At 71.5% G+C, this 21,175-nt stretch carries 19 protein-coding genes; 9 read left to right on the top strand and 10 right to left on the bottom strand.

The genetic code is table 11. The features are described 5' to 3' along the window. Positions 1-359 precede the first annotated feature (359 nt). Positions 360-3,380 carry an NACHT domain-containing protein gene (locus JYK04_RS24160; protein ID WP_189744086.1) on the top strand — a complete coding sequence of 1,007 codons (3,021 nt, stop codon included), beginning with the start codon at positions 360-362 and terminating at the stop codon, positions 3,378-3,380. Positions 3,381-3,571: 191 nt separating this feature from the next. Here the strand turns inward: JYK04_RS24160 and JYK04_RS24155 are convergent, their stop codons facing one another. After that, positions 3,572-4,171 carry a hypothetical protein gene (locus tag JYK04_RS24155; RefSeq protein ID WP_202186082.1) on the bottom strand — a complete coding sequence of 200 codons (600 nt, stop codon included), beginning with the start codon at positions 4,169-4,171 and terminating at the stop codon, positions 3,572-3,574. A gap of 411 nt (positions 4,172-4,582) precedes the next feature. After that, positions 4,583-7,108: an ATP-dependent Clp protease ATP-binding subunit gene (locus JYK04_RS24150; RefSeq protein ID WP_189744083.1), complete on the bottom strand. Its 2,526-nt coding sequence runs from the start codon at positions 7,106-7,108 to the stop codon at positions 4,583-4,585. Positions 7,109-7,570: 462 nt separating this feature from the next. Here JYK04_RS24150 and JYK04_RS24145 point away from each other — a divergent pair, with 462 nt between their 5' ends. Beyond that, positions 7,571-8,203: an SCO3374 family protein gene (locus JYK04_RS24145; protein ID WP_189744082.1), complete on the top strand. Its 633-nt coding sequence runs from the start codon at positions 7,571-7,573 to the stop codon at positions 8,201-8,203. A gap of 4 nt (positions 8,204-8,207) precedes the next feature. Here the strand turns inward: JYK04_RS24145 and JYK04_RS24140 are convergent, their stop codons facing one another. The 7 genes from JYK04_RS24140 to JYK04_RS24110 all read right to left on the bottom strand — a co-directional run bounded on the left by JYK04_RS24140 (position 8,208) and on the right by JYK04_RS24110 (position 12,182). Then, entirely contained in the window at positions 8,208-8,543 is a 336-nt protein-coding gene (locus JYK04_RS24140; RefSeq protein WP_189744080.1) for a histone-like nucleoid-structuring protein Lsr2, read from the bottom strand. A gap of 165 nt (positions 8,544-8,708) precedes the next feature. Then, positions 8,709-9,239 (bottom strand): amino-acid N-acetyltransferase, encoded by a 531-nt coding sequence (locus JYK04_RS24135; RefSeq protein ID WP_030727070.1) that lies wholly within the window; start codon positions 9,237-9,239, stop codon positions 8,709-8,711. Positions 9,240-9,250: 11 nt separating this feature from the next. Further along, positions 9,251-9,703, bottom strand: coding sequence for a BlaI/MecI/CopY family transcriptional regulator (locus JYK04_RS24130; RefSeq protein WP_189744078.1), 453 nt, complete (start codon positions 9,701-9,703; stop codon positions 9,251-9,253). A 101-nt stretch (positions 9,704-9,804) separates the two neighbouring features. Then, positions 9,805-9,969, bottom strand: a complete 165-nt coding sequence (locus JYK04_RS24125) for a hypothetical protein (protein WP_189744076.1) — start codon at positions 9,967-9,969, stop codon at positions 9,805-9,807. A 14-nt stretch (positions 9,970-9,983) separates the two neighbouring features. Further along, the gene (locus JYK04_RS24120; RefSeq protein WP_189744162.1) at positions 9,984-10,547 is read right to left on the bottom strand and encodes a hypothetical protein; all 564 of its coding nucleotides are present in this window, start codon (positions 10,545-10,547) and stop codon (positions 9,984-9,986) included. A gap of 98 nt (positions 10,548-10,645) precedes the next feature. Beyond that, positions 10,646-10,831 (bottom strand): DUF397 domain-containing protein, encoded by a 186-nt coding sequence (locus JYK04_RS24115; RefSeq protein ID WP_189744074.1) that lies wholly within the window; start codon positions 10,829-10,831, stop codon positions 10,646-10,648. Positions 10,832-11,051: 220 nt separating this feature from the next. Continuing rightward, positions 11,052-12,182 (bottom strand): threonine aldolase family protein, encoded by a 1,131-nt coding sequence (locus tag JYK04_RS24110; RefSeq protein WP_189744073.1) that lies wholly within the window; start codon positions 12,180-12,182, stop codon positions 11,052-11,054. A 112-nt stretch (positions 12,183-12,294) separates the two neighbouring features. On the opposite strand from JYK04_RS24110, the gene JYK04_RS24105 reads away from it, so the two are divergent. The 5 genes from JYK04_RS24105 to JYK04_RS24085 are packed head-to-tail and all read left to right on the top strand — an operon-like array spanning position 12,295 to position 17,727. After that, positions 12,295-13,206, top strand: coding sequence for a Rossmann-like and DUF2520 domain-containing protein (locus tag JYK04_RS24105; protein ID WP_189744071.1), 912 nt, complete (start codon positions 12,295-12,297; stop codon positions 13,204-13,206). After that, on the top strand, positions 13,203-14,195 hold the full coding sequence (panC, locus tag JYK04_RS24100; RefSeq protein WP_189744069.1) for a pantoate--beta-alanine ligase: 993 nt from the start codon (positions 13,203-13,205) through the stop codon (positions 14,193-14,195). The genes JYK04_RS24105 and panC overlap by 4 nt, the downstream gene beginning before the upstream one ends. Next, positions 14,192-15,943 carry an L-aspartate oxidase gene (locus JYK04_RS24095; RefSeq protein ID WP_229876595.1) on the top strand — a complete coding sequence of 584 codons (1,752 nt, stop codon included), beginning with the start codon at positions 14,192-14,194 and terminating at the stop codon, positions 15,941-15,943. Before panC ends, JYK04_RS24095 begins: the two co-directional genes overlap by 4 nt. A gap of 2 nt (positions 15,944-15,945) precedes the next feature. After that, the gene (nadC, locus tag JYK04_RS24090; protein ID WP_189744067.1) at positions 15,946-16,914 is read left to right on the top strand and encodes a carboxylating nicotinate-nucleotide diphosphorylase; all 969 of its coding nucleotides are present in this window, start codon (positions 15,946-15,948) and stop codon (positions 16,912-16,914) included. 3 nt (positions 16,915-16,917) lie between these two features. Beyond that, positions 16,918-17,727: a type III pantothenate kinase gene (locus JYK04_RS24085; protein ID WP_189744065.1), complete on the top strand. Its 810-nt coding sequence runs from the start codon at positions 16,918-16,920 to the stop codon at positions 17,725-17,727. A 48-nt stretch (positions 17,728-17,775) separates the two neighbouring features. Here the strand turns inward: JYK04_RS24085 and JYK04_RS24080 are convergent, their stop codons facing one another. Then, positions 17,776-17,985 (bottom strand): hypothetical protein, encoded by a 210-nt coding sequence (locus JYK04_RS24080; RefSeq protein WP_189744063.1) that lies wholly within the window; start codon positions 17,983-17,985, stop codon positions 17,776-17,778. A gap of 198 nt (positions 17,986-18,183) precedes the next feature. Between JYK04_RS24080 and JYK04_RS24075 the strand changes: the two genes are divergently transcribed. Both JYK04_RS24075 and JYK04_RS24070 read left to right on the top strand, forming a co-directional pair. Next, positions 18,184-19,311, top strand: a complete 1,128-nt coding sequence (locus JYK04_RS24075; protein ID WP_189744061.1) for a DUF5937 family protein — start codon at positions 18,184-18,186, stop codon at positions 19,309-19,311. A gap of 253 nt (positions 19,312-19,564) precedes the next feature. After that, on the top strand, positions 19,565-21,115 hold the full coding sequence (locus tag JYK04_RS24070) for a M28 family metallopeptidase (RefSeq protein WP_189744059.1): 1,551 nt from the start codon (positions 19,565-19,567) through the stop codon (positions 21,113-21,115). Positions 21,116-21,175 lie beyond the last annotated feature (60 nt).

Here is a 21,175-nt window from a genome sequence, read left to right as displayed (position 1 = left end):
TAAGAGGCATGAAGTGACCCGGCACGATCGAGCGAGTGCCGGGCTGGCTCATCTTTGGTAACCCGTGCCCCGGGACTTCCCCAAATGTCCCGATTACTAGCGGAACTCGTAGCGGCACCCCTGTGACGTGCCCCGTTGACGGCCCCTCTCCAGGGACGAAGGTCCCGCGGCAGGGCCTTTTGGATCTACGAAACGACCTAGTACGTCCGATTTGTCTTGTGCGCCTTGTCACCGGCCCCCACCCCCGCCTGAGGCCCAGGTCACTGGGGGGTGTCTTGCCGATCAGGCCGGGCTCGCGGGGTCTGGCACCGCTCCCTGATCCGGCCCGATCGGCAAGACACCCCCTAAGCTCCGATGCCGTGGACGCATCGGTGGTGGGGATCCGGCTGGCCTCGGGGGTCGTGGCACCCCTCGTCAGGAAGCTCTTCCGGCAGGAGGGGGCGGGCGCGGGGCTGGTGGACCGGCCGCACCGCCTCTCCTCCTACGTGGCATGGCGCGAGAAACGCGGTCTCGACGCCGCCGACCTGCGCAGACTCGCCGACCGCCTGGTGAAGGAGGCGTTAGCGGCCCCCGGAGAACGCCCGCTGCCGCCCGGCGAGGAGGCCGGCGTGTCCGCCGCGCTCGCCGCCACCCTGCACGCGCTGGGCGACCTCGCCCTCTCCGACGTGGACGCCGTCCGCCTCGGCCCGCAGGCCTTCGCCCGCAAGCTCCGGGCCGCCGCACCGCACCCCGGCCTCTCCCGGGACGCCGAACTCTTCCACTCCCGCCTGGTGGACCTGGCCTGCCTGCACATCCTGAACTTCTTCACCCAGCGCTCCACCTTCGTGGCGGCGACCCTGGTCGAACAGAGCCGGCTGCACGCCGAGACCATCACCAAGGTGGACGAGCTGCTGACCCGCGTCCCCCGCCAGGACGGCCGGGACACCGCCTTCGAGGCCCGCTACCTGGAGTACCTGGCCGGGCGCCACAGCACCCTCACCATCTTCGGCCTCGACCTGGCCCCCGGCTCCTCCCGCTGGCCGCTGGACGCGGCGTACGTGAGCCTGGAGGGCTCCGCCGCCCCCGGGGCCGGGGGCGGGGCCGGAGCCGACGCGCCCTCCTCCCCCTGCTCCCTGCCCGCCGACCGGCTCCTCGACGAGCACCACCGCGTCCTGCTGCGCGGCGAGGCCGGATCCGGCAAGACCACCCTCATCCAGTGGCTGGCCGTCTCCGCCGCCCGGAACCCCGGCACGGGGGTCGTCCCGTTCGTCCTGCCGCTGCGCACCCTGACCCGGCACGGCGAACGGCTCCCCGCGCCCCGCGACTTCCTCGCCGGCACCCCGCTGGCCGGCGAGGCCCCGGGCGGCTGGGAGAGCCGGGTCCTGCGCGACGGGCGCGCCCTGCTGCTGGTCGACGGCATCGACGAGATCCCGGAGACCGAGCGCAACCGCGCCCGGGAGTGGCTGGCCGACCTGATCACCGCCTGTCCCGGCAACCGCTGGCTGGTCACCTCACGGCCCTCGGCGGTCCGGCAGGACTGGCTGGCCGACGTGGACTTCTCCGAGGTGACCCTGGCCCCGATGAGCCGGGCGAACGTACGCGCCTTCGTCGAGCGCTGGCACGCGGCCGCGGACCACGCCCCGGCGGAATACCGGGAGCAGCTGCTGGACTCCGTCGCCAGGAAACCGGACCTGGCCAGGCTCGCCACCAATCCGCTGCTGTGCGGCCTGATCTGCGCGCTGCACCGCGAGCGCCGGGGTTTCCTCCCCGCGGGCCGCAAGGAGCTGTACGCCGCCGCCCTGTCGATGCTGCTGGACCGCCGCGACCGCGAGCGGGGGGTGCGCCTGCCGTACCTGGCCGAGGAGCCCCAGCTCCAGCTGCTCCAGCGGCTCGCGTACTGGCTGATCCGTAACGGCCGCACCGAGATGGACCGCTCCCGCGCCGAGGCGCTGATCGCGGACGCGCTGCCCGCCGTACCGGCCGCCGGTGCCCTCGGCGACGCACAGGCCGTGTTCGGCCACTTCCTGGAGCGCACCGGCCTGCTGCGGGCCCCGACGGAGGACACGGTCCAGTTCGTCCACCGCACCTTCCAGGACTTCCTGGGGGCCCGGGCGGCCCTGGACGAGGGCAGCCTGGGCGAGCTGACCGGCCACGCGGACGACGACCAGTGGGAGGACGTCATCCGCATGGCGGTCGCCCAGGGCCGCCCGCGCGAGCGCACCGAGATCATCCGGAGCCTGCTGGCCCGCGACTCGCAGCGGTCGGTCCTGCTCGCCCTGGCCTGCCTGGGATACGCCGCCGAGCTCGATCCCGTGCTGCGCGCGGAGGTCGAGCAGCAGGCGGGCCGACTGGTTCCGCCCACCAGCGTGGGCATGGCTCGCGAGCTCGGGCGCATCGGGCCGCTGGTCCTGGAACTGCTCCCGACGCCGGAGCGGGCCCCCGCCGGTCCGGCGGCCCTGCACACGGTCCAGGCCGCGGGCGGGGTGCTGTCGGAACTCGCGATCCCCTTCCTCGTCCGCTACACCGGCCACCCCTCCCACCAGGTCCGCGCGGAGCTGGCCAGGCTCTGGCCGCGCTTCGAAACGCGCCGGTACGCCGCGGAGGTCATCTCCTCGCTGCCCGCGGACCAGAACGTGACGGTCGTGTCGGACGCGGAGCTGGCCGCCCTGGCCGAGTTCTCGCCCCGCCGGGACCTGAACGTGGTCGGTGACGTGACCGGCGAGGCCCTCGCCGCCTATCTGGGCGCGGTCCGGGCCCAGTACCTCGCCGTGCGCGGCAACGGCCTGATCACCGACCTCGGCTTCCTGAAGGGCCAGGACGCGCTGCTCGCCATCGAGGTCTCCCGCTGTTCCGGGATCCGGGACCTGGAAGGGCTGAGGGGGCTGCCGGTCCGGTCGGCCGTGCTCGACCTGCGCGGCGACCTCCTCCCCATCGGCCCCGTGCTCGCCGGCTGGACCTCCCTGCGCGGCCTCGTGCTCCGCGGCACCCACGCCAACTGGTCGCTGGACGGGTTCGCCCCCCGCGTCCGGCTGGACAGCGTGAACGTCTACTCGGTGACGCCCGACGCCGCCGGACCCGTCGGGCTGTCCCGCCACCGCGGGCTCCGGTCCGTGTCCCTCGGGGAGTGCTGGGCCCCGCGAGACCCGGCCGAGTGGCAGGAGCTCGCCCTGCTCACCGAGCTGACCGAGCTCGCCGTACCGGGCCCGTCCCTCGATCTCGTCCCGGACGGCCTGCGCATGCCCTCGGTGGAGCAGCTCCACCTGCCCCGGAGCATGAGCCTGGGCCCGGAGATCACCCGCCGGCTGCCCGGCGTCTTCCCCGGCCTGAGGTCCGTGTCCGGGGATTTCGACGAGTCGGCCGTCGGCGCGCTGCCGCCCCACATCCTGGTGACCCGTTCGTAAGTGCCCGTGCCACTCCAGCCGCAGTCGCTCGCGCTTGGGGAACGGTCACCGTGACCGCTCCCCGAACGCTTACGCAAAGCGCCTATTGCGGACCGGCAACCCTTGGCCTGCTGGTTCTCAGGCACTCAGCGTGGTCGATGCCTGCCGGAGGCCTATCGCACGCCGCACGGCGGCTGCCGGCGTAGGTCCAGTCAGAAGCCAGTGCCGTCCTGCCTTGCGACGGTGGCGGTGTTGTTGCTCTGGTCGACGTCGGTAATCCCCGGGGGCAAGGAGGTGACCGTTGCGGTCCCTGCCACGCGGTGCCACGGCGCGTAGTGGCCAACGGTCCAGCGGTACGTGACTGCTTCGCCGGGGGCGAGGTCCCTGGTGGTGATGATCATCCACGGAGGGACGGCATTGTCAATGACGGGGGTGGGCACCGCGGTGGTTCCGTCCCCGCCGAGCACACCGACGGCGTGGATTTCGCTGCACATCCGGCTGGAGTCGCCGTGTGCGCAGATCAAGGGGGGTACGGCGAGATTGCGGACGGTGAAGTACACCTTGACGCCTGCGGGGATGGTGGTGTCCCCCGTGTTCGTGATCCAGCCGCGGCCGGACCCCCCGAGGACGGTGTTTGGCTCCCATTGCCGCGGCGAGTCCAGGGCCAGGGAGACGGCGATGTCGGGTCCTGCCGCAGCCGATGCCAGGCCGCCGGCGAGCAAGGTTCCCAGGACAGCGGTCGCTGATACCAGGGCGATCCGGCTACGGTGCCGTGCCAGGCGCTTGGCACCGGTCAGCATGTGGTGCGTCACGGGCTTCCTTTCTGTAGGGGTGTACCGAGGGGAGGATCTTGCCCGACCGGGATGACGCCGCGAAGGGAGGGAAACGCCGATTCAGGAAACACGACTCGCAGGGGTGACACCCCACCATGGCCATCTGGCAGATCGGCCAGAGCGCGAACAGCGTCGTCGCAGGCAGCAGTTGGATCAACCCGCCGACCAGGCCGCTCCGCCACCGACGTTGATCGGCAAGTCCCCGCGGTTTCCGTAAGGGGCGCTCATAGGGCGCTGACAGTTGACAGACGCACCAACAAGCGCCGGGCCGCAGGTGGGACCAGCCGGTCGTGGCCAACGCGCGGCACTTGCTCTCAGGGCCGTGCCGCCGGAAAAGGGGCGGCCCCGGAACCGAAAGGTTCCGGGGCCGCCCCTTGGTGCTGATCCGCGTTACGCGCCCTTCGACAGGTCCGGGCCGGAGCCCGTGGCCTCGATCGGGGGGAGGTCGGGCAGAGCCGACTTCTCCTCGCCGCGGAAGGTGAACTTGGCCTCCTCGCCCTCACCCTCCTTGCCGACGACCACGATGTGACCGGGACGCAGCTCGCCGAAGAGGATCTTCTCCGACAGGACGTCCTCGATCTCGCGCTGGATGGTCCGGCGCAGCGGCCGGGCACCCAGGATCGGGTCGTAGCCGCGCTTGGCGAGCAGGAGCTTCGCGTCACCGCTCAGCTCGATGCCCATGTCGCGGTCCTTCAGGCGCTCGTCGACCTTGGCGATCATGAGGTCGACGATCTGGATGATGTCTTCCTCGGTGAGCTGGTGGAAGACGACCGTGTCGTCGACACGGTTGAGGAACTCGGGCCGGAAGTGCTGCTTGAGCTCTTCGTTGACCTTCGCCTTCATCCGCTCGTAGCCGGTCTTGGTGTCGCCCACGGCCGCGAAGCCGAGGTTGAAGCCCTTCGAGATGTCCCGGGTACCCAGGTTGGTCGTCATGATGATGACCGTGTTCTTGAAGTCCACGACCCGGCCCTGGGAGTCGGTCAGACGACCGTCCTCCAGGATCTGGAGAAGGGAATTGAAGATATCCGGGTGGGCCTTCTCGACCTCGTCGAAGAGGACGACGGAGAACGGCTTGCGGCGCACCTTCTCGGTGAGCTGGCCGCCCTCTTCGTAGCCCACGTAGCCGGGGGGCGAACCGAAGAGACGGGAAACCGTGTGCTTCTCGCTGAACTCCGACATGTCGAGGGAGATCAGCGCGTCCTCGTCGCCGAAGAGGAATTCGGCGAGCGTCTTGGAGAGCTCGGTCTTACCGACACCGGACGGACCGGCGAAGATGAACGAGCCACCCGGGCGCTTCGGGTCCTTCAGACCCGCACGGGTACGGCGGATCGCCTGGGACAGCGCCTTGATGGCGTCCTTCTGCCCGATGACCCGACGGTGGAGCTCGTCCTCCATGCGGAGCAGTCGCGAGGACTCCTCCTCGGTGAGCTTGAAGACGGGAATGCCGGTCGCGGTCGCGAGGACTTCGGCGATGAGCTCGCCGTCGACCTCGGCGACGACGTCCATGTCGCCGGCCTTCCATTCCTTCTCGCGCTTGGTCTTCGCCGCCAGCAGCTGCTTCTCCTTGTCACGGAGAGACGCCGCCTTCTCGAAGTCCTGGGAGTCGATGGCCGACTCCTTGTCGCGGCGCACGCCCGCGATCTTTTCGTCGAACTCGCGGAGGTCCGGCGGCGCGGTCATCCGGCGGATGCGCATCCGGGAGCCGGCCTCGTCGATCAGGTCGATCGCCTTGTCCGGGAGGAAGCGGTCCGAGATGTACCGGTCCGCCAGCGTCGCCGCCTGGACGAGGGCCTCGTCCGTGATGGAGACGCGGTGGTGGGCCTCGTAGCGGTCGCGCAGGCCCTTGAGGATCTCGATCGTGTGGGGGAGGGAAGGCTCCGCCACCTGGATCGGCTGGAAGCGGCGCTCGAGGGCCGCGTCCTTCTCGAGGTGCTTGCGGTACTCGTCGAGCGTCGTGGCACCGATGGTCTGGAGCTCACCACGGGCCAGCATGGGCTTGAGGATGCTGGCGGCGTCGATCGCGCCCTCGGCGGCACCCGCACCCACGAGGGTGTGGAGCTCGTCGATGAACAGGATGATGTCGCCGCGGGTGCGGATCTCCTTGAGCACCTTCTTCAGGCGCTCCTCGAAGTCACCGCGGTAGCGGGAACCCGCGACCAGGGCGCCGAGGTCAAGCGTGTAGAGGTGCTTGTCCTTGAGCGTCTCGGGAACCTCGCCCTTGACGATCGCCTGGGCCAGGCCCTCGACGACGGCGGTCTTGCCGACGCCGGGCTCGCCGATGAGGACCGGGTTGTTCTTCGTACGGCGGGACAGCACCTGCATGACCCGCTCGATCTCCTTCTCGCGCCCGATGACCGGGTCGAGCTTGGATTCGCGGGCCGCCTGGGTGAGGTTGCGGCCGAACTGGTCCAGGACGAGCGAGGTCGAGGGCGTGCCCTCGGCCGGGCCGCCGGCCGTGGCCGACTCCTTGCCTCCACCGGTGTAGCCGGAGAGCAGCTGGATGACCTGCTGCCGGACTCGGTTGAGATCGGCGCCCAGCTTCACGAGGACCTGGGCGGCGACGCCCTCGCCCTCGCGGATCAGGCCGAGCAGGATGTGCTCGGTGCCGATGTAGTTGTGGCCGAGCTGGAGGGCCTCTCGGAGCGAAAGCTCCAGGACCTTCTTCGCCCGCGGAGTGAAGGGGATGTGGCCGGACGGGGCCTGCTGCCCCTGACCGATGATCTCCTCAACCTGCTGGCGAACAGCCTCGAGCGAAATCCCGAGGCTCTCCAGGGCCTTAGCGGCGACACCCTCACCCTCGTGGATCAAGCCCAGGAGGATGTGCTCGGTGCCGATGTAGTTGTGGTTGAGCATCCGGGCTTCTTCCTGAGCCAGGACGACAACCCGCCGCGCGCGGTCGGTGAACCTCTCGAACATCGTTTATCGCTCCTCAGAGCGGTCGGGCAGTTCGGGGTCGGTCCCCGCCCTGTCCTTCCGCATGCTAGTCCCGCGGGGCGGGACAGCTCATTCCAACTGCCGACATCCGTCCGCGGCTCACCCCTGCATCAGCGGGAAAACCGGCCCGAACAGCCGACAACTGCTCCAACTCGATGGTGCGAGACGATGTTCCCGCAGGCCAGGCAGATACCCGTCATGCGTGTACGCCGACGGCGAACGGATGCCCGTCAAATCAGCGTGTCGCCCCGATCCACTAGGAATGTCTTACCCGTAAGGACTGACACTCCATGCCGGTGCCACCGGTTCCCTCCGCTAAGGGCGAACACAGTTGCGTCCCGAATGCGGACTCCCCACTCCACGGATCTTTACGTTCCGCATGCCGGTGAGTGCGGTGTGTCACATCGAGCGTAACCCCGGGGCGTTTCGGAAGTTGCTCCGGACATGGCCGTGCCACTCCCGCCGCTCGCCCCGCCGACCGTGCCGCCGCCCCGCCCGGCGCCCGAGGAGGACGCGTACGCCTCCTGGTACCGCAGAGTGCTCGGCTGGACCGTCCTGGGCGGGCCGCCCGCCCAGCTCGCGACCGGGATCCGGTTCGACGTGCTGGAGCTGCCGTCCGACGCGGGGGCCGCGCTGTTGCGCAGGCCGGTCGCCACGGGCCCGGTGGCCCTGATGGGGCGCCGGATGCGGTTCCTGGTGGCCGCGGGGAGCGCAGAGGAGCTCGACGGACTGCTCGACTGGCTGGAGTGGGGCGGGGTCGCCCTCGATCTCGCCGCCCTGGGTGCGGGTGGCCGGATCACCGCCCCGGTGCCGCCGGGGCATTGCGTACGGGACGGGAGTCCCCGGGGGGCCGCCGTGTGGCTACGGCCCCCCGAGCAGGGGTGCGAGGCACTTCTGCCTGCCCTGTCCGGTCCCGGACAGGGCGCCGGTCCCGGGCGGGTGAGCGCCGGGCCCGATCTCGTGCGCCTGGTTTCCGCGGCGGCGACGGAATGTCACCGCGCGCGGCTCCGGCGCCGTACGCCCCCGCGGAGCGCCGTGGCCGGACCTCCCTCGCGGGCCGGCCGGGTCAGTCCCTGACGGGTCAGCCCCGGTTCTCGTACGCGTCGCGGATGTCCTGCGGTACGCGGCCGCGGTCGTTGACGCTGAGGCCCTGGGACTTCGCCCAGGCGCGGATCTCCGCGGTGTCCGGGTTACCGGACGCCACGGCCGCACGGCCCTTGGCACGGCCGGTGGACGCGCGGCCGCCGGTACGCCGGCCGCCCTTCGTGTACGGGTCGAGCAGACCGCGGAGCTTTTCAGCGTTGGCGGTGGTGAGGTCGATCTCGTAGGTCTTGCCATCCAGAGCGAACGTCACCGTCTCGTCCGCCTCGCCGCCGTCGAGGTCGTCGACAAGAAGGACCTGAACCTTCTGTGCCACCGGGATTTCCTTTCATCGAAAAGCAGTACGCGGAAAGGAAACCGCTTTTGCCTGGAAAACACAAACCCCCGGTGAGAGGTTCGAGACCGCAACAGGGCGGGAAACGTACGCGATTCGGACATAGGCCACAGGTGCGCGGAGCGCCGGAAAAGCTGAGGCCATCGATCAGAGGTGCAGAAGCATCCGACTGTTGCCCAAGGTGTTCGGCTTCACTCGTTCGAGACCGAGGAACTCGGCGACACCCTCGTCATAGGAACGCAGCAGCTCCATGTAGACATCGGTCTTGACCGGGGTCTCACCGATCTCGACGAAGCCGTGCTTCGCGAAGAACTCGACTTCGAAGGTGAGGCAGAAAACCCGGCTCACCCCGAGGGTGCGGGCGGTACGCAACAACTGCTCCAGCACCTGATGCCCGACTCCGGCGCCCTTCAAGCCCCGGTCGACGGCGAGAGTGCGTACTTCGGCAAGGTCTTCCCACATCACGTGGAGAGCGCCGCAGCCGACGACCTGGCCGTCGGACTCGCGTTCCGCGACCCAGAACTCCTGGATGTCCTCGTAAAGGACGACCGGAGCTTTGTCGAGCAGGATCCGCTGCTGCACGTACTGGTCGAGGAGGCGGCGCAGCGCGGGAACATCACGCGTCCGGGCACGGCGGATCGTCACTGTTTCTGCATGTGCAGTGGAAAACTCTCCCATGGCTGCGGACGTTATCGCCCTGGCTCCTGCGGGCGCTCGGCGGACTCCCCCTCGGCCACGGGCGGAGCGGCGGGTTCGGGGGCGGCGTCGGCGCCCGACTCGTCGTCGTACTGGACGACCCGCACGGCGTCCCGGAGGGCTTCCCGCTGTTCCGCGGACATCATGCCGAAGAAGGCCACGAGGGCGGCCGCGGGGTTGTCGCTCGTCGACCAGGCTTCGTTCATCAGTGCGGCCGAGTAGGCGGCGCGGGTGGAGACCGCCGTATATCGATAGGCGCGGCCTTCGGCTTCCCGGCGGACCCAGCCCTTCTGATGAAGATTGTCCATAACGGTCATGACCGTGGTGTACGCGATGGACCGTTCCTGCTGGAGGTCTTCCAGTACTTCTCGCACGGTGACCGGGCGGTTCCACTGCCACACCCGTGTCATGACGGCGTCTTCGAGTTCTCCCAAGGGGCGAGGCACAGCAGCACGATAGTGCGGCTTGTGCTGAATTGCCCGACTATTCGCTCGGCAACGCGCAAGAAAATCGGGCGTGCGGCCCGTGGAGCCGCACGCCCTGAGGGTTACTTCTGCTGCTGGGTGGCCTCGGCCCGGGCGAGCACGGCGTCGACCGCCGCGTCCTCCTTGGCCTTGTTGGCACCGCCCTGGCTCTTCACGATCGTCATGACGAGAGCGATGAAGAACACGGCCATCACGAAGGGGGGCACGAGCGCGGAGACGTAGTCCATGCCCCACAGCGTAGCTACCCGACGGCCCGTCCGGCCGCGGGGGGCGGGCCGGGCTTGCGGCGCGGCGGAAACACCTCGCCAGGCGTCGGAATCGGCCGCTCCGGGCGCGGCGGCTCCTTGGGGTGCGGCGCCGGGCGGGCGGGCGGCTCCTCCTTCTCCTTGCCGCCGGCCAGGGCCAGCAGCCGGGTCCGGGGCGCGGGGGCCGTCGACAGCCGCCTGCGTACGGAGCGCTCCGCGACCGTCCGGACCCGTTCCAGCAGCGCGGCGGCGACCGGATTGGCGCGCAGCGCGCGCAGGGCGGCGAGGTCGTCGGGCTCCGGTTCGTACCCGGCGGCCAGGGCGTCCTGCAGCAGCTCCAGGTAGCCGGAGAGACTGCCGGGCAGGGCGCCGCGGTAGCGGGCGAGGTCCGCGAGGAGGAACGCTCTGAGCCGGCCCGCCTCCTGGACCGCTTCGTCCACCGACCGCGCGAGGCGCAGGCAGTCCTGGACCTCCTCGGCCGCCAGGGGGGCCGAGGAGGACTGAAGGGCGTGGGCGAGGAGGCGCCTGAGCAGGTGCAGCTCAGCGGCGCTGAACGCCATGCCGCCGCGGGATCCGTAGGGCGTGGGCATGGGGCCGAAGGTACGCGCTAATCGGACAAAATCCCCTGATCGCGGGCGCGGCGCGCTCGGCGGGTCCCTCAGCCGGTCTCTTTGACCGCGCGCAGGAAGTCGGCCCAGGCGGCCTGGGTGGTGGCGAGCACCAGGTGGGCGGGGTCGGCGCGGTCGGCGACCTTGACGAGGGCTCCGGGGGCGGTGGCGACGTAGACGCAGGCGTCGCCCTCACTGCAGAACGAGGACTTCTGCCACGCGGGCTGAGTGGTCATGGTGTCTCCTCCGGGCACGGTGGCCGGTAATTGCCGTCAATGACGGTAACGCCGTGGCCGGCTTGCGCCGGTACCTTTCGGGAATTCGGTGTTTCGCCCTTGCCTTCCGAGGGGCGCGTGCTGCTGCGCGGACCCCCTCCCCGCCCCGCCCTTTCGCCGTTTCCCGGGGCTCCGCCCCGGACCCCGCGCGAGGGTTGTCGGCGGGGCCGGATCGGAGCGCCTAGATACGGGCCACGAAGGCCGAGACCGCCTCGTGGACGTCGGACTCCGTCCAGGACAGGCCCGGCTGCGTGATTTCCAGTTCCGTCACCGCGAGGCCCGGCGGGCCGTCGGCGGACCAGCGGCGGAAGAGGACCGTGCCCGTCTCCTCGGCCTGCCGCAGGCCCGCCTCCGTCAGCCGGTCCGCCTCGTACGGCAGCCACACCTGGAACTGGTGGGTGTGCGGCTCCTCCGGGTTGATCCGGGCCCACGGGACGCCCGAATCCGCGAACGCCGGACGCAGCGCCCCGGCCACCATCCGCGCCTGGGCCACGTACGACGGCAGCCGGGGCAGTTCCCGGTCCAGTCCGGCCAGCGCCGAGAGGGCCTGCGGGAACTGCCGGAAGACCTGGCCGCCGTAGCGGTGCCGCCAGACCCGGGTCTCCTCCACGAATTCCCGCGGCCCCGCCAGGGCCGCCCCGCTGAGGCCGCCGAGCGATTTGTAGAAGGAGACGTAGACGGAGTCCGCGAGGCCCGCGATCTCGGGCAGGGTGCGGCCGAAGTGGACGGTGGACTCCCACAGCCGGGCCCCGTCGAAGTGCACGACCGCGTCCCGCTCCCGGGCCGCGTCCGTCAGCGCCTCCAGCTCCTCCCAGGTGGGCAGCAGGAAGCCCGCGTCCCGCAGGGGCAGCTCGACCATCAGCGTGCCGAAGGGCTCCCGGAGCGCCTCTACGTCCGCGGCCGACGGCGGGCGGGCCTCCGTGGTCGGGTGCGCCACCCGCAGTCCGGAGACGGCCGTCAGGGCCTCTCCCTCCCACCGCTCCGGATGGCTCATCGGGTGCAGCGCCACCACCGGGTTCCCGGTCCGGCCCGCCCAGCACCGCAGCGCGATCTGCTGGGCCATCGTGCCGGTGGGGAAGAACGCCGCGTCCTCGGTCCCCAGCAGGTCTGCGACCTTGCGTTCCAGCGCGGTGACCACCCCGTCGCCGTAGACGTCGGCCGGCCCGTCCATGTCGTACGGGGCTTCGGCGAGCGAGCCGAGCAGTTCCCCCACGGTGGGCTCCAGCAGGCTGCGGGACAGCTTCCGTTCCGCCCCCCGCCAGGCCGCGACCAGCCGCTTCGTACGTTCTGTTTCCTCGCTGTCGTCACTCATGGGGAAAGATCCTCGCTCCTGTCGCCGCCGACGGGCCAACTGCCCCAGGAGCTAGCATGGCGGCGTATCGTCCGGTACCCCCCGCGGACTGGAACGGAAGGGCCCTCCCCGCGTGAATCCATCACAGCAGCCACGCCCTGCCCGGCTCGCCGTCGGCGTCGTCGGAGCCGGCCGCGTCGGTCCCGCGCTGGCGTGTGCGCTCCAGCAGGCCGGGCACCGGCCCGTCGCCGTCTCCGGAGTCTCCGACACGTCCGTGCGCCGGGCCTCGCGGATGCTGCCCGATGTGCCGCTCGTGCCGCCCGCGCAGGTGCTGGAGCTGGCCGACCTGGTGCTCCTGACCGTCCCCGACGACGCGCTGCCGTCCCTCGTGGAGGGCCTCGCCGAGACCGGCGCGGTCCGGCCCGGACAGCTCCTGGTGCACACCTCCGGCCGGTACGGGACCTCCGTGCTCGACCCCGCGCGCCGCGCGGGCGCGCTGCCGCTGGCCCTGCACCCGGCGATGACCTTCACCGGCACCGAGGTCGACGTGCAGCGGCTCGCCGGCTGCTCCTTCGGGGTCACCGCCCCCGAGGAGCTGCGCCTGGCCGCCGAGGCCCTGGTCATCGAGATGGGCGGGGAACCCGAGTGGATCGCGGAGGAGAACCGTCCGCTCTACCACGCCGCCCTGGCCCTCGGCGCGAACCACCTGGTCACGCTGGTCGCCCAGTCGATGGAGCTGCTGGCCAAGGCCGGGGTGGAACACCCGGACCGGATGCTCGGCCCGCTGCTCGGCGCGGCCCTCGACAACGCCCTGCGCTCCGGTGACGCCGCCCTGACCGGGCCGGTGGCCCGCGGGGACGCCGGTACGGTCGCCGCGCACGTGTCGGAGCTGCGCAGGCACGCGCCCGCCGCGGTCGCCGGGTACCTGGCGATGGCCCGCACGACCGCCGACCGGGCCCTGGCGCACGGTCTGCTCAAGCCCGAACTCGCCGAGGACCTGCTCGGTGTGCTCGCCGACACGGAGTCCGACGGGGGCCACCAGTGACCGACCTGCTGCTGCACACCGCGGAGGAGCTGCACAAGCTGCCGCGCACCGGCCGCCGGGCCGTGGTGATGACCATGGGCGCCCTCCACGAGGGCCACGCCACCTTGATCCGCACGGCCCGTGAACAGGCCGGGCCCGAGGGACAGGTCGTGGTCACCGTCTTCGTCAACCCCCTGCAGTTCGGGGCGGGCGAGGACCTCGACCGCTACCCTCGCACCCTCGACGCGGACCTGGCGATCGCCGAAGAGGCGGGCGCCGACGCGGTGTTCGCCCCGGCGGTCGACGAGGTCTACCCGGGCGGCGACCCGCAGGTGCGGATCAGCGCCGGCCCGATGGGCGGGCGCCTCGAAGGGGCCACCCGCCCCGGGCACTTCGACGGAATGCTGACCGTCGTCGCCAAGCTGCTCCACCTCACCCGCCCCGACCTGGCCCTCTTCGGCCAGAAGGACGCTCAGCAACTGGCCCTGATCCGGCGGATGGTGACCGACCTGAACTTCCCCGTCGAGGTGGTCGGCGTACCGACCGTCCGCGAGGAGGACGGGCTCGCGCTGTCGTCCCGCAACCGCTACCTCTCCGCGGCGGAGCGGCACACCGCCCTGGCGCTGTCCCGCGCCCTGTTCGCCGGCCGCGACCGGCTCGCCGCGCAGGCGGCGCTGCGCGCCCGTGCCGAGGCCTCCCCGGCCAGCGACGAGCGGGCCACCGCCCTGGCCCGGCTCGGCGAGATCCGCGCCTCCGCCGACGCGCACGCCGTCTCGGCGGCCGGCGCCGGGCTGCCGGACGCCGTACGGGCCGCCGCGCTGCACATCCTGGACGAGGCGGGCCGCCACGAGCCGCCGCTCGTGCTGGACTACCTGGCGCTGGTGGACCCGCTGGACTTCACCGAGGCCGGTCAGGACTTCACCGGGCAGGCCGTGCTGGCCGTCGCCGCGAAGGTGGGCTCGACCCGGCTGATCGACAACATCCCATTGGAATTCGGAGCACACTCGTGAGCACCCCAGGCAGAGGCATCCCGTCGGGCGGGGCAGGCACAGGCACCGGCATACGGCTGCACGCGCCGGCCCCCGGCTGGTCCCTCGACGCCGACGTCGTGGTCGTCGGCTCCGGCGTGGCGGGCCTGACGGCCGCGCTGCGCTGCGCCGCCGGGGGCCGGCGTACCGTCGTGGTCACCAAGGCCCGGCTCGACGACGGCTCCACCCGCTGGGCCCAGGGCGGGATCGCCGCGGCCCTCGGCGAGGGCGACACCCCCGAGCAGCACCTCGACGACACCCTGGTCGCCGGTGCGGGCCTGTGCGACGAGGAGGCCGTCCGGCTGCTCGTCACCGAGGGCCCCGACGCGGTACGGCGGCTGATGGCCACCGGCGCGGTCTTCGACACCTCCACGGAGACCGGCGAGATAGAACTGACCCGCGAGGGCGGCCACCACCGCCGCCGGATCGCGCACGCGGGCGGCGACGCCACCGGCGCCGAGATCTCGCGGGCGCTCGTCGAGGCCGTCCAGGCCGCGGGCATCGAGACCGTGGAGAACGCCCTCGTACTGGACCTGCTGCAGGACGCGCAGGGCCGTACGGCCGGTGTCACCCTGCACGTCATGGGCGAGGGCCAGCACGACGGGGTGGGCGCCGTGCACGCGCCCGCCGTGATCCTCGCGACCGGCGGCATGGGCCAGGTCTTCTCCGCGACCACGAACCCGTCGGTGTCCACCGGCGACGGCGTGGCGCTCGCGCTGCGGGCCGGCGCCGAGGTCTCCGACCTCGAATTCGTGCAGTTCCACCCGACGGTGCTGTTCCTCGGCCCGGACGCCGAGGGACAGCAGCCGCTGGTGTCGGAAGCGGTCCGGGGCGAGGGCGCGTACCTGGTCGACGCGGACGGCGTGCGCTTCATGCAGGGGCAGCACGAGCTCGCCGAGCTGGCGCCGCGCGACATCGTCGCCAAGGGCATCATGCGCCGCATGCAGGAGCAGGGCGCGCAGCACATGTACCTCGACGCCCGGCACTTCGGCGCGCAGATGTGGGAGCAGCGCTTCCCGACCATCCTGGCCGCCTGCCGTTCCCACGGCATCGACCCGGTGACCGAGCCGATCCCGGTGGCGCCCGCCGCGCACTACGCGTCCGGCGGTGTCCGGACCGACCTGCACGGGCGGACCACCGTCCCCGGCCTGTACGCCTGCGGCGAGGTCGCCTGCACCGGTGTGCACGGCGCGAACCGGCTGGCCTCCAACTCCCTGCTGGAGGGTCTGGTCTTCGCCGAGCGGATCGCCGAGGACATCGTCGCCGAGCGGGCTGCCGGCAGCGGCCCGGGCATACCGGTCCCGGCGACCGGCCCGCTGCAGCCCGGCTCGGCCCGGTACGAGGTCCAGCGGATCATGACGGAGGGGGCGGGCGTGCTCCGCTCCGCCGACTCGCTCGGTGCCGCGGCCGACGCCCTCGAAGCGCTGTACGCCACCGCCCTGAACGACCTCGAAGCGCACGGCAAGACCGCCGAGCCGGGCGTGGACACCTGGGAGGCCACGAACCTGCTGTGCGTGGCGCGGGTCCTGGTCGCAGCGGCGCAGCGGCGCGTGGAGACCCGCGGCTGCCACTGGCGCGAGGACCACCCCGAGCGGGACGATGCCCACTGGCGCCGCCATCTCGTCGTCCGGCTCTCGGCGACCGAGAAGCGCGCCCTGGTCGTCGTACCCACCGACTCCGCGGACTTCCCGTCCGTGCACCCCCTGAGCACCCCGAGCCTGGAGCAGTGACCGTGAGCACCCCCGAACTTCCCCTGATCGACCAGAACGACGGCGGCTGCGGCGACGACTGCGCCTGCGGTGACGGCGAGGAGAGCGGCCTGGACCCGGCGCTGGCGCAGCTGCTCGCCGACGCCGGTCTGGACCCGATCGAGGTCGAGGACATCGCGCACATGGCGCTGTCCGAGGACCTGGACGGCGGCGTGGACGTGACGACCGTCGCGACCGTGCCGGAGGAGGCCGAGGCCGTGGCCGACTTCGTCGCGCGCGAGGACGGCGTCGTGGCGGGTCTGCGGATCGCCGAGGCCGTGTTCTCCGTGGTCTGCACGGAGGCCTTCGAGGTGGAGCGGCACGCGGAGGACGGCGACGCCGTCACGGCCGGGCAGCTGCTGCTGTCCGTGCGCTCGCGCACCCGCGACCTGCTCACGGCAGAGCGCAGCGCGCTGAACATCCTGTGCCGGCTGTCGGGCATCGCGACGGCCACGCGCCGCTGGGCCGACGTGCTGGAGGGCACCTCGGCGAAGGTCCGCGACACCCGCAAGACCACGCCGGGCCTGCGCTCGCTGGAGAAGTACGCGGTGCGCTGCGGCGGTGGCGTCAACCACCGGATGTCGCTGTCGGACGCCGCGCTGGTCAAGGACAACCACGTGGTGGCGGCGGGCGGTGTCGCCCAGGCCTTCAAGGCCGTGCGCGAGGCCTTCCCGGAGGTCCCGATCGAGGTCGAGGTCGACACGCTGGAGCAGATCGGCGAGGTCCTGGAGGCCGGCGCCGACCTGATCCTGCTGGACAACTTCACGGTCGGGCAGACCGCGCAGGCCGTGGCCCTGGTGGCCGGCCGCGCGGTGCTGGAGTCCTCCGGCCGCCTGACCCTGGACACGGCCCGCGCGTACGCGGAGACCGGCGTGGACTACCTGGCGGTCGGCGCGCTGACCCACTCCTCGCCGATCCTGGACATCGGGCTCGATCTGCGCGAGGCGGTGTAACCCGTGCTCCTCACCATCGACGTGGGCAACACCCACACGGTCCTGGGCCTGTTCGACGGTGACGAGATCGTCGAGCACTGGCGCATCTCGACCGACCCGCAGCGCACGGCCGACGAGATGGCCGTGCTCATGCAGGGGCTGATGGGCATGCACCCGATGCTCGGCAGCGAGCTCGGCGACGGGATCCACGGCATCGCGATCTGCTCGGCGGTGCCGTCGGTCCTGCACGAGCTCCGGGAGGTGACCCGCCGCTACTACGGCGACGTGCCCGCGGTGATCGTGGAACCGGGCACCAAGACGGGCGTGCCGATCCTCATGGACAACCCGAAGGAGGTCGGCGCCGACCGCATCGTGAACGCGGTCGCGGTGGTCGAGCTCTACGGGGGCCCGGCGATCGTGGTCGACCTCGGTACGGCGACCACCTTCGACGCGGTGTCCGCGAGGGGCGAGTACGTGGGCGGGGTGATCTCCCCGGGCATCGAGATCTCGATGGACGCGCTCGGCGTACGGGGTGCCCAGCTGCGGAAGATCGAGCTGGCCCGGCCGCGCAACGTGATCGGGAAGTCCACGGTCGAGGCGATGCAGTCGGGTGTGGTCTACGGCTTCGCGGGGCAGGTCGACGGGGTCGTGACCCGGATGGCGAAGGAGCTGGCCGGACCGCACGGCGACCCGGACGACGTGCGGGTCATCGCCACGGGCGGGCTGGCACCGATGGTGCTGGGCGAGTCCTCGGTGATCGACGACCACGAGCCGTGGCTGACGCTGATCGGGCTGCGGCTGGTGTACCAGCGCAACGCGCCGAGTTTCGAGTAGTGCGGGCGGAGGGGTCCCGGGCCGGACCGGGCTCGGGGCCTCGCCGGTTCAGCACGCCCGCGGGCGGACGAACATCCGGCGCAGGGCGGCGCGCCAGGGGTGGCGGCCCGATCTGCCGTCCATGACGGCGCGGGCCTGTTCGTACGAGCGGAGCGAGCGCAGGACGGCGACGTCGTCGCGCCCGGGCGGCGGGGGCATCGGGGCGCCCTGCTGGGACGCCCGGTAAGTGTCGATCATGTACTGCTCGATTGCGGTCATGACCCAAGCCTCACCCCGTCGGCGGCATCGCGCACGACAGTTGACGTTCCCCGTCAATCGACGGCGAGAAAGCGCCCCCGCGGCCGGAAACGATCACTCGTCCGGCCGCCGCGCCGGGCCGCCCGCGGCCACCCGTACGGCGGGGCCGACCGGTCCGCCCCGGCGTGCCCGGCGGGCGCGGAACGACAGAATGGCCTGATGAGCGTCACGATCGACATCGCAGGCCTGCCCACCGAGCGGATCACTTTCGCGCCGTCCCCGCTCGCCGAGCTCTGCATGGCCCTGCACGCGCTCTCCCAGCCCGCGCACCACCCGGGGCTGACCTCCTGGACCACCGCCACCGCCGCCTCGCTCGATCCGTGCCTCGCGGACCGGCTGCTGGAGGCCGACTTCATGTGGCGGAGCTCGTTCTCCGACATCTTCATGCCGTTCGCAGGGCTGCCCGGCGGAACCGGGCAGCCGGCCGCGACGCTGGCCGAGGCGCTGGACGTGCTCGACCGGCTGGACGACGAGCGGTTCGTGCGGGCCGCCCTGGAGCAGTGCTGGCTGGCGCTCTACAACGAGGGCGGCCCGTCCTCCTCACCGCTGGCGAACCCGGCGGCGCGGGCCAAGGCGCTGGAGACGGCCGCCGCCCGCGGCCCGCGCCAGCTGGACTTCTCCATGCGGCTGCTCGACGACACGGCCGCCGTGCGGGTGTGGATGCGGCGCCTCCTGGAGGACTGCGACGAGGCCTTCTTCGCCGAGACGTGGAAGCGCGTCGAGCCCGGGCAGAGCGCCGACGCCCGGCACAAGACGGAGGTGCTGCGCCGCAAGGGGCTGCCGACCGTGCTGAAGGAGGTCTCGGCGGCGCTGAGCGTGGACGCGGCCGGCACCACCATCACCGCCGACAAGATGGTCCACGGGTCGACGACCGCGACCGATCCCCGAATAGGCGCCGGCCTGGTCTTCGTGCCGACCAACTTCGGCTGGCCGCATCTGCTGGTGCTGCACGCGCCGGGCTGGCGGCCGGTGGTGCACTATCCGCTCGGCTCCCCCGAGCTGGCCTCCGAGCCCGGCTCGGTGGAGCTGCTCCAGCGGCGGATGGAGGCGCTGGCGCATCCGATGCGGATGATGCTGTGCCGGAGCCTGGCCCGGGCCCCGTTCACGACGAGCGAGCTGGCGACCGTGTACGGGATCACCGCGCCGGAGGTGTCGCGGCACCTGGCCGTCCTGAAGAAGGCCGGTCTGATGCATACGCGGCGTCAGGGCCGGTACGCCCAACACCAGTTGGACCTGCCGGCGGTCGCTCGCATCGGATCGGACTTCATCGAGGGCATCCTGCGCTAGACACCCCCTGGGACGAACCAGCGTGCGGTTGGCTTGATTTGGGCGGCCCAGACTCACCGATATACGGAATTCATAAACCGGAATCGGCGAAAACTCTGGCCATGGTGGCCACTTGCTGTCTAACGTGCGTCCACCGATCCCCCACGTAACGCGCACCACTTCTGCTCACGCGCTCCACCACGCTCCGCCTCACTGTGCCTCGCTGTGCCCTGCTCCGCCCTGCCCTGCTCGCCTTTGCCGTGAAAGGACCTTCATGCCCTCACGCCGTATAGCCGCAGCAACCGCCGCCCTGGCAGCCGCAGCCCTCGTCTCGCCGCTGCTGCTGGCCGGACCGGCCGGAGCCACCGCAAGCCCGCAGAGCGACGCCGCCCGGGGTGACGCGCTCGCAAAGAAGCTGGTCAAGGAAGCGACCGGCAAGGGCGCCTACAACCACCTCAAGGTCCTGCAGTCGCTCGCCGACTACAACAACGGCAACCGCGCGGCCGGATCCAAGGGGCACGTGCAGTCGGCCAAGTACATCGAGGCCGTGATGAAGGCGGCCGGTTACCAGGTCACCAAGAATGAATTCGACTTCGTGTACGTCGAGACCATCGAGGAGAAGCTGACGGTGGGCGGCGCGAACCAGCGCGACGTACCGATCCACCTGATGTCGTACACGGCGAACAGCCCGGAGGGCGGTGTGACCGCCGGCGTCGCCGTCGCCCCGGTCGACGCGGACGGGACGAACGGCTGCGAGCCCGGCGACTTCGCCTCCGGCACCTTCACCGGCAAGATCGCCCTGGTCAAGCGCGGCGGCTGCACCTTCGCGGCGAAGCAGGCCAACGCGGCGGCGGCCGGCGCGGTCGGCGCGATCGTCTACAACAACACCGCGGGCGCCCTCAACGGAACCCTCGGCGACCCGAACGCCGGCAAGATCCCGACGGGCGGCATCACCCAGGAGGACGGCGAGAAGCTCGCCGCCGAGGCCGCGGCCGGCCCGGTCGAGGTCACCCTCGACATCCGGCAGCTGCGCGAGAACCGCAAGACGTACAACGTCATCGCCGAGACCAAGGGCGGCGACGAGAACAACACCGTCTTCCTCGGCTCGCACCTCGACTCGGTCGCGGCCGGCCCGGGAATCAACGACAACGGTTCCGGATCGGCCGGCATCCTGCAGGTCGCACAGCGCCTCGCGAGCAGCCAGACGAAGATCAAGAACAAGGTCAGGTTCGCCTGGTGGTCGGCGGAGGAGTTCGGCCTGCTCGGCTCCGAGGCGTACGTCGCCGGGCTGTCGGACGCGCAGAAGAAGCAGATCAAGCTCTACCTGAACTTCGACATGATCGCCTCGCCGAACGCCGCGTACTTCGTCTACGACGGCGACGACTCGGACGCGACCGGCGCGGGCCCCGGCCCGGAGGGCTCCGCCCAGCTGGAGAAGGGGATCAACGACTTCCTCGACTCGAAGAAGATCCCGCACGAGGGCACGGACTTCTCGGGCCGCTCGGACTACGGCCCCTTCATCGAGGTGGGCATCCCGTCCGGCGGTACCTTCACCGGCGCCGAGGGCACCAAGACCCCGGAGCAGGCCGCGAAGTTCGGCGGCCAGGCGGGCGTCGCCTACGACGTGAACTACCACGGCAAGGGTGACGACATCACCAACATCGACCAGAAGGCGCTCGACGTCAACGTCGACGTCATCGCGGACGCGGTCGGCCACTACGCCTTCGACCTGGCCCCGCTGTCGAAGCCGGTCGTCTCGCAGCCGACGGGCGGCACGGGCAGCGGCGGCGGCCTGCACCAGGGCCACGACGAGCTGACGCAGTAGGCACGCGCGCAGATGCACAGGAGGGCCGGGATCCCGCAGCGGATCCCGGCCCTCCGCGTT

It is taken from the genome of Streptomyces nojiriensis, assembly GCF_017639205.1.
Taxonomy (GTDB): Bacteria; Actinomycetota; Actinomycetes; order Streptomycetales; family Streptomycetaceae; genus Streptomyces; species Streptomyces nojiriensis.
The sequence above is the reverse complement of the archived record's forward strand: the minus strand, read 5'-3'. Positions and strand labels throughout refer to the sequence as shown.